The 7,437-nt window shown below is 54.3% G+C and carries 9 protein-coding genes; all 9 read left to right on the top strand.

The annotated features are described in order from the left end of the window. Positions 1-174 precede the first annotated feature (174 nt). The 9 genes from QZZ60_RS09640 to QZZ60_RS09600 all read left to right on the top strand — a co-directional run bounded on the left by QZZ60_RS09640 (position 175) and on the right by QZZ60_RS09600 (position 7,244). Positions 175-801, top strand: coding sequence for a hypothetical protein (locus QZZ60_RS09640; RefSeq protein ID WP_295640903.1), 627 nt, complete (start codon positions 175-177; stop codon positions 799-801). Positions 802-813: 12 nt separating this feature from the next. Beyond that, positions 814-1,731: a glycyl-radical enzyme activating protein gene (locus QZZ60_RS09635; protein WP_295640901.1), complete on the top strand. Its 918-nt coding sequence runs from the start codon at positions 814-816 to the stop codon at positions 1,729-1,731. A 17-nt stretch (positions 1,732-1,748) separates the two neighbouring features. After that, positions 1,749-2,741, top strand: a complete 993-nt coding sequence (gene hemB, locus QZZ60_RS09630) for a porphobilinogen synthase (RefSeq protein WP_295640899.1) — start codon at positions 1,749-1,751, stop codon at positions 2,739-2,741. 80 nt (positions 2,742-2,821) lie between these two features. Next, positions 2,822-3,136, top strand: coding sequence for a hypothetical protein (locus tag QZZ60_RS09625; RefSeq protein ID WP_295640897.1), 315 nt, complete (start codon positions 2,822-2,824; stop codon positions 3,134-3,136). After that, positions 3,024-4,232, top strand: coding sequence for an SLC13 family permease (locus QZZ60_RS09620; protein ID WP_367119415.1), 1,209 nt, complete (start codon positions 3,024-3,026; stop codon positions 4,230-4,232). The genes QZZ60_RS09625 and QZZ60_RS09620 overlap by 113 nt, the downstream gene beginning before the upstream one ends. Before the next feature lie 13 nt (positions 4,233-4,245). Continuing rightward, positions 4,246-5,013, top strand: coding sequence for an N-acyl homoserine lactonase family protein (locus QZZ60_RS09615; RefSeq protein ID WP_295640893.1), 768 nt, complete (start codon positions 4,246-4,248; stop codon positions 5,011-5,013). Between the two features lie 127 nt (positions 5,014-5,140). Then, on the top strand, positions 5,141-5,470 hold the full coding sequence (locus tag QZZ60_RS09610) for a DUF3870 domain-containing protein (protein ID WP_295640891.1): 330 nt from the start codon (positions 5,141-5,143) through the stop codon (positions 5,468-5,470). Positions 5,471-5,673: 203 nt separating this feature from the next. Further along, on the top strand, positions 5,674-6,453 hold the full coding sequence (locus QZZ60_RS09605; RefSeq protein WP_295640889.1) for an N-acyl homoserine lactonase family protein: 780 nt from the start codon (positions 5,674-5,676) through the stop codon (positions 6,451-6,453). A 35-nt stretch (positions 6,454-6,488) separates the two neighbouring features. Next, on the top strand, positions 6,489-7,244 hold the full coding sequence (locus tag QZZ60_RS09600; protein ID WP_295640887.1) for an SDR family oxidoreductase: 756 nt from the start codon (positions 6,489-6,491) through the stop codon (positions 7,242-7,244). Positions 7,245-7,437 lie beyond the last annotated feature (193 nt).

Raw genomic sequence — 7,437 nt, 5'->3', positions numbered from 1 at the left:
CCCATTACGCTCATCGTGCTGATTATATACATTCTCATGATGAGATTCGTATTCAAGGTAAATGTAGATCTTCTTTACGAAATTACAGAAGAAAAATTTGCTTCCTATCGGAATCAGAAGCTGTCCATTCAAGAAAAACTTGCCTTTATCACCATTATATTCTTTATAGCCATCATGGCTCTTCCGAGCATCCTTCCCCAGGAATGGCTGATTACCTCCATACTCAAAAAATTCGGAATGACAGGCTGCCTGGTATTGGTGTTCGGCCTGCTCACGCTGTTCCGCATCGATAAAAAGCCCATCCTCGACTTTTCGGATATGGCCAATAAGGGACACATAGGCTGGGAAGTCATCATCATGTACACCGGATGCATGCCTGTATCCAGCGCCATGGCGAATCCTAATGTAGGCATCACGAACATCATCGTGGACTACTGCATGCCTATGCTCAGTCACCTGACTTCCTTTGAATTTCTCATCATTACCTTCATAGTCATCACGCTGCTTACTCAGCTGATGCACAATCTCGTTCTTGCCGCCGTCGTCACTCCGCTTATCGTACAGTTCGCCATGGTAGCCGGATGTGATCCCTCTCTGCTTGTTGTAGTGCTCTGCTTCGCATACGGATTCTCCACCACGACTCCCGCAGCTTCCGCTGCCTCGTCACTGGTATTCCTCAATGACTGGTCGCCGACAAGAACCTCGTATAAGGTTCTCATATCTCACTTCATCGTGAGCATGATAATTCTGTCCACATCAGTCGTTCCTCTTATCTACATCATCGCCACAAAACTTCAGTAAAAAGGAACAGCCATGGAATCCACTGCTCTTAAAGGACGTATCTTCAACATCCAGAAATTTTCCGTTCACGACGGCCCCGGCGTGCGGGACACCGTTTTCATGAAAGGATGCCCGCTCCGCTGCATATGGTGTTCCAATCCCGAGTCGCAAAGCCCTCACCCCCAGATCGGCTGGCGGGAAAAGAAATGCATCGGCTGCGGCGTATGCCTGAAGGTGTGCCCCAGCGGCGCACTCTTCCGCGGAGAGGACGGCCGCATCGAACGCGACAATAAAAAGTGTACGCTCTGCATGAAGTGCGTCAAACACTGCTACGCCAAAGCCATGCATGTGTACGGCGAAGCCCTCGACGTCGATGAGCTTTATGCGCGCATACGCAATCAGCCGCTGGCATGGAGAAGCGACGGCGGTGTGACCGTCAGCGGAGGAGAACCGCTCATGCAGGCCGAATTCGTAGCCGCCCTGCTGGCCAGATTCCGCCGATACGCCATCCATACCGCCATCGAAACCACCCTGTTTGGAAGCTGGGAGAAGGTGGTCCTTGTGGCGGCGCAGTGCAGCCTCATCTATGCGGACATGAAGTTCTTTTCCGCCGAAAAGCATAAAAAATATACCGGAGTGGACAATGCGCTCATCAAAGAAAACCTGCTCCGGCTGAAAAAGGAATTTCCGACCGTTGAACTCATCGTCCGTACGCCTGTCATTCCCGGCATCAATGACGATGAGGAAGAGCTGAACAGTATCGCCGACTTTCTGAAGCAGGTTCCCGGCCTGAACGACTACGAACTCCTCCCCTTCCACTCCTTCGGCGCACCGAAATATGAACAGCTGGGCATGGATTATGCCGTCAAGGATCTGAAAAGTCAGGATAAAGAAGAAATCGTTCTACTGAACAATGAACTGCGTCGCCGCATAGGCCTGGCGACGGCGTAACATAACGGAGCAATCGCATGCAAAACTTTTTCCGGGGGCGCCGCCTGCGCCGCAATGCCGCCATTCGTGAAATGATGGAAGAAGTATCTCTCCGCGCCGCGGATCTCATGATGGGTTATATCGTGGTGGAAACCGACGATAAAAACTTCCGCAGACCCATCGCCTCTCTGCCGGGCATGTATCAGATGTCGATAGATCAGCTGGAACGCCAGGTGGAAGAAGCCGTTGATGCCGGTCTGCGCTCGCTCATGCTGTTCGGCATTCCGGCCGAAAAGGACGAGCAAGGAAGCGGAGCCTACGCAGAAAACGGCATCATTCAGTGTGCCGTCCGACGCCTGAAAAAACGCTGGCCCGCCCTTCAGGTCGTCACCGACGTATGCCTCTGCGAATACACGTCACACGGCCACTGCGGACTTCTGGCCGAAGGCGACCGTTCCGGCCGCGTGCTCAATGATCCCACGCGCGAACTCATCGCCCGTACGGCCCTCAGTCATGCACAGGCTGGTTCCGACATGATCGCACCCTCCGACATGATGGACGGACGCATTCTCGCCATCCGCGAAACGCTGGACTCCGCAGGCTTCGTTGATCTTCCCATCATGTCCTATGCCGTCAAGTACGCCTCCGCCTACTACGGCCCCTTCCGCGACGCCGCCGAGTCCTCCCCTCACTTCGGCGATCGCCGCTCCTATCAGATGGATCCCGCCCTCGTCACGGACGGCATGCGCGAAGCCGCAGCCGACATCCGTGAAGGTGCGGACATCATCATGGTCAAGCCCGCCGGCCCCTATCTGGATATGATAACCAGAGTTTCCGAACGGTTCGACGTACCTGTAGCGGCCTATCAGGTCAGCGGCGAATACGCCATGATCCGCGCCGCAGCCCAAAACGGCTGGATTGACGAAGAGGCCGTCATTCTGGAATCTCTGCTTGGCATACGCCGTGCAGGAGCAAAAATTATCATGACTTATTTCACGGAAGAATTGCTGAAAAAGCGTCTCGTCCGATAACGAGCCGGAATACACTCCCCTCTTCCTGAGACAAGTTGTAGGATCTCAGAAATATTTCAATAAAAAACAAGGAGTCCGCCATGACATCGATAAGCAGCATACTCCGCAATCCCAAAATCACCAGAACCGCCCTGCCCCTTGTTGTCTATCTGATTCTTACCCTGCTCCCCACGCCCGAAGGCCTCACTCCCGTGGCTCAGCGAGCCTTTGCGCTCGTTGTTGCAGGCATTCTGACCTTCAAGCATACAGCCCATCGATATTGCCATCTCCGTACCTCTCTTTGTGCTTCTGGCGGTTCCGGCCGGCATCTTCTCCATGGGGGAAGCCATGAGCAGCTTCATGGGCCCGGCGTTCATCTTCGTGTTCGCCATGGTCTGTCTGGCCATATCGTTTGAGAAATCCGGCCTGACCCGAAGAATCGCCCTCTTCATCGTTTCCAAATCCGGCGGCAGTCCGAAACGTCTGCTCTTCCTGTTCATCGCCACGGCCGCTCTGTGCTCTTCCGTACTCGCCGACATTCCCGTGCTTGTCATGCTCTTTCCCATCTGCCTGGAAATCATCAAGAAAAACGACTGCAACGTACGCGGAAGCAACTTTGCCCAATCCCTTCTGCTCGGCATAGGCAGCGGCTGCTTCCTCGGCGGCATGGCCACTCCCGCCGGCAGCGCCGCAAACCCCACGTCCATCCAGATTCTGGAACAGGCCACCGGTCTTCACATCAGCTTCATGGAATGGGCCGCTATCGGCATGCCCATAGTGCTGCTCCTTATTCCCTGCATCTGGCTGAGCTTCGTCATTCTCATGCCCAGCGAAATCAAGCAGCTCAAGGGGATGGAACACTTCGAAGACGACATGAAGCAGCTCGGCCGCATCTCCCGCAAGGAAAAGCTCTTTCTCATCGTCTTCGGCCTCACCCTCGTTCTGTGGTTCACCGACCGCATCCACGGCGTTTCCACTCAGGTGATCTCCATGATAAGCGTGGCCGTGCTTTCCCTGCCCGGCGTCGATGTGTTCAACTGGAGACGCGACAGCGCAGATGTAAACTGGGACGCCATCATGCTCGTGGGCGGCGCAACCTCCTTCGGCGCCATGCTCACCAAGACCGGCGTCATTACCTGGTTTGCCCACGAATACCTCATGGCATTCTCCTCCCTTCCTCTCGTCATGCTCTTCTTCTGCATCTGCGTGGTCATGATTATTTCCCAGTTCCCCATTCCCTCCGGCGCAGGTGCCGTGGCCACGCTGGCCCCTGCCTTCCTCGCTGTGGCGGAAATGGGCGGGTTCAATCCTGTGGGCGTCATCATGGTGGTTGCGCTTTCTCAGGCCGCGCCCATCCTGTCGCCGGCCGTGTGCTTCTACCCCATCATCAACTCCACCGGTCTGCTGAACATCACCAATGCATGGAAAACCGGCTTATTCATCTCCATTGCGGAAATAGCCCTTATTCTGCTTTCGATGTTCACGGTGGGCAGCGTTCTCAACTTCCTCTAAAAGGAGCTTCTCCATGTGGAAAATCACTCCGCTTCATGTCGGAACGGTAACCACCATTGCCGGCGGTCTTATCATGAAACACGGCGCAAAATCGAACCCGGGAGAACTGGTGCAGGGACCGCACATCGCCTGGCTTCTTGAAGATTCCTCCCGTAACCGTAAAATCCTAGTTGATACCGGTTCCGACAACAACAATGAGCGCAACTCAAGACTCCACAACCCTGTAGATCGGTCCAAAGGAAAACACATAGTCAAGGCTCTTGCGGACAAGGGACTTACCCCCGACGACATCGACGCCATCATCGTCACCCATCTTCACTGGGATCACGCCCAGGCCGTGCTTGACCTTCCTTCTACTTTGCCGGTCATATGCCAGAAGTCGGAACTGCTGTTTGCCGTGGCCCCCTACCCTACAGATGCCAAGCACTACGAAACAGCCGTAAAGGATCAGGTTCCCTATTTCCTTCAATTCTATCATCAGTACGACCTGGTGGAAGGCGAGGAAGTCATCGAGCCCGGGCTGAGCGTGATTCCGCTTCCCGGCCACTCCTGCGGCTCTCAGGGCGTCGTTGTGGATACAACAGACGGACGCTTTGTCATAGCGGGCGATCTCATCAACATCCGAGACAACTGGACGAAAAGAACACCTGGCGGCATCTACAACGATATCAAAGCCTACTTTGAATCCTTTGCCCGCCTGGAAGTTCTGGAAAAACAAGGAGCGGTCATTCTTCCCGCCCACGATTTCTGGGTGTTCGAGAACTACCCCGTCATGGGGTAAAGCCAGAAGTCCTTCGACACAACCGCCGCATCAGGAGCATTGAAAAAACACGTGGTAAATATTATATTGCGACTGAACGCTATAGTGCGGACACGCCGCATTCCATGTATTCAAGGAGAGTATTCACATGGGAACCACGTCGGAATCATGCATCCTCATTGGCGGCTATGCGCAGCCTCCGAAAGAAACGGCCGCAAACTTCGCCTACAACATTCTGTCCTGCCAGATTCTCATCAATAAAAAATCCCACTGCATCGTCCAGTGTCATTTCAACACCATAAGTGCGCTTACCTCGGACTACATCAACGACTTGATGTTCGGTTACTGCTTCGATGATCCGCTCGAACCCCTTCTGGAGAAAATTCAAAGCCATATCCATCTTGCCATAACCAGCAGCATCGTACACGCCCTGCGCAATGCGCAGGAACGCTTCCGGCAGATTGACATTCCAGACTAACCTCTCCCCCTCTCAACCTTCAACCGTTTTCCGGGAGTTCGACCTGGTGCACCCATACCACGGGTGTGCCGCTGCGGCGAACCACAGGCCCGATTTCAGCTCTTCCCTTCCGTTGAGTTGAATCGGGCCTTTTTAAATTAACGCCTGTTCGACCGTCCTCTTGTCTGCCGAAAGGCCGTACCTCTTCTTTGCAAGGAAACAACATGCTAGAACCTGCCATGACCGTGCTTGATCTCGGCTATCTCGACTGCCAGTATTTTCGTATCGTCGCCGGGTATGACGAAAAGAAAATGTACCGCTCCCCCGTCAGCGCCCTGCTGATACGACATCCGAAGCTCGGCAACATTCTCTACGATACCGGCAACAGTCCTTACCATCGCCGGGAATACGGAAAGGACATCAATGATGTCTATCCGGTAGGACACTTCATCTCCATCGAACAGGCTCTGGCCGGGCATAATCTGCGCTGCTCCGACATCGACATGATCATTCTCTCTCACCTGCACTTTGATCATGTCGGTGGGCTCAGGTATTTTCAGGAAACAAAGGCCATCAGAAATGTCATTGTGGCCGAAAGTGAACTGCAGAATGCCTGCCTCAGCGTTTTTTCCGGGGAGCCTCACAGTGCCTACATAAAGAATCTGTTCGATGTCGACGGCGTGGTCTACAAGCCCATTCGTGAAACGACGGAACTTGCGCCGGATCTGACCCTCTTTCTCCAGCAGTCGCATACACCTAGTGTCATCGGGCTCATCATCAATACCCGCTCCATGGGGCACGTCATCGCCACCAGCGACACCGTGTATACGAGGGAAACCTGGGAAACCTCCACGCCCCCCGGCGGTCCCATCAACAAAGGAACCGAGGCATTTCTCGCCAACCTTCAACGCCTGAGAGAAATGCAGAAGCAGTATGACGCCGTCATGCTGTTCGGACACGACAGCACACAGATTCAGGAGTGGAGTCTCAAAGGCTCCATCTAGCCAAAACGTTCATCACATAACAAAGGAGTCCATCCATGGAACTGAACCTGAAGGGAAAGCATGCAGTTGTAACCGGTGGAGCCAACGGCCTCTGCCATGACATCGCCGCGGCCTATTACGAAGCAGGAGCCGAAGTCTGCATCGTGGACATTGCCCCGAACCTCGCCGAAGCTGCCGAGGCTCTCGGCAAGGACCGCAAGGTTACCTACTACAGCTGCGATCTGAGCAAGCTGGAGCAGCTTGATGCCGACTATCAAGCCATTAAAACGCTCTGCGACGGTCGTATAGACATTCTGTTCAACGGCGCCGGCATTCAGTACCGGGCAAAGGCGGAAGAGTTTCCCCTTGCCAAGTGGAAACTGATTCTGGACATCAACCTCAACGCCGTTTTCGCTCTTTCACAGCTTGCGGGACGCGACATGCTGGCACAGGGATACGGCCGCATCATCAACATGGCCTCCATGACTTCCTTCTTCGGTAGTGAAATGGTTCCGGCTTATGCGTCCAGCAAAGGCGCCGTTGCTCAGCTGACCAAGGCACTGTCCAACGAATGGGCCAGCCGAGGCGTCAACGTCAACGCCATCGCCCCCGGCTACATGGTCACCAAACTGACGGCCGACATGCAGGAAAAGAATCCCGCGCAGTACAAGGAAATCACCAGCCGCATTCCCATGAAGCGCTGGGGCACCGGACAGGATCTGGGCGGACTTGCCGTGTTCCTCGCCAGCAGCGCCGCCGACTACATCACAGGTGCCGTCATTCCTGTTGACGGCGGATATCTGGGTAAATAACGCCGCCTGCACGCAGTCCTTCATTCTTGCCCTTCCGTCTCCGACGGAAGGGCTTTTCATATTGGAAAAGACGGCATGAGTGTCAGTTCTGAAGAAACCATCTCTGCAGTCAGCAAAAAAGGACCGTCGACTTTCCTTCATGCCTTGAACAAAGACTATTCCCCTGTCCTATGCGGAATGTCTGATGCACATC

Source organism: uncultured Mailhella sp. (assembly GCF_905187505.1).
GTDB lineage: Bacteria > Desulfobacterota > Desulfovibrionia > Desulfovibrionales > Desulfovibrionaceae > Mailhella.
The sequence above is the reverse complement of the archived record's forward strand: the minus strand, read 5'-3'. Positions and strand labels throughout refer to the sequence as shown.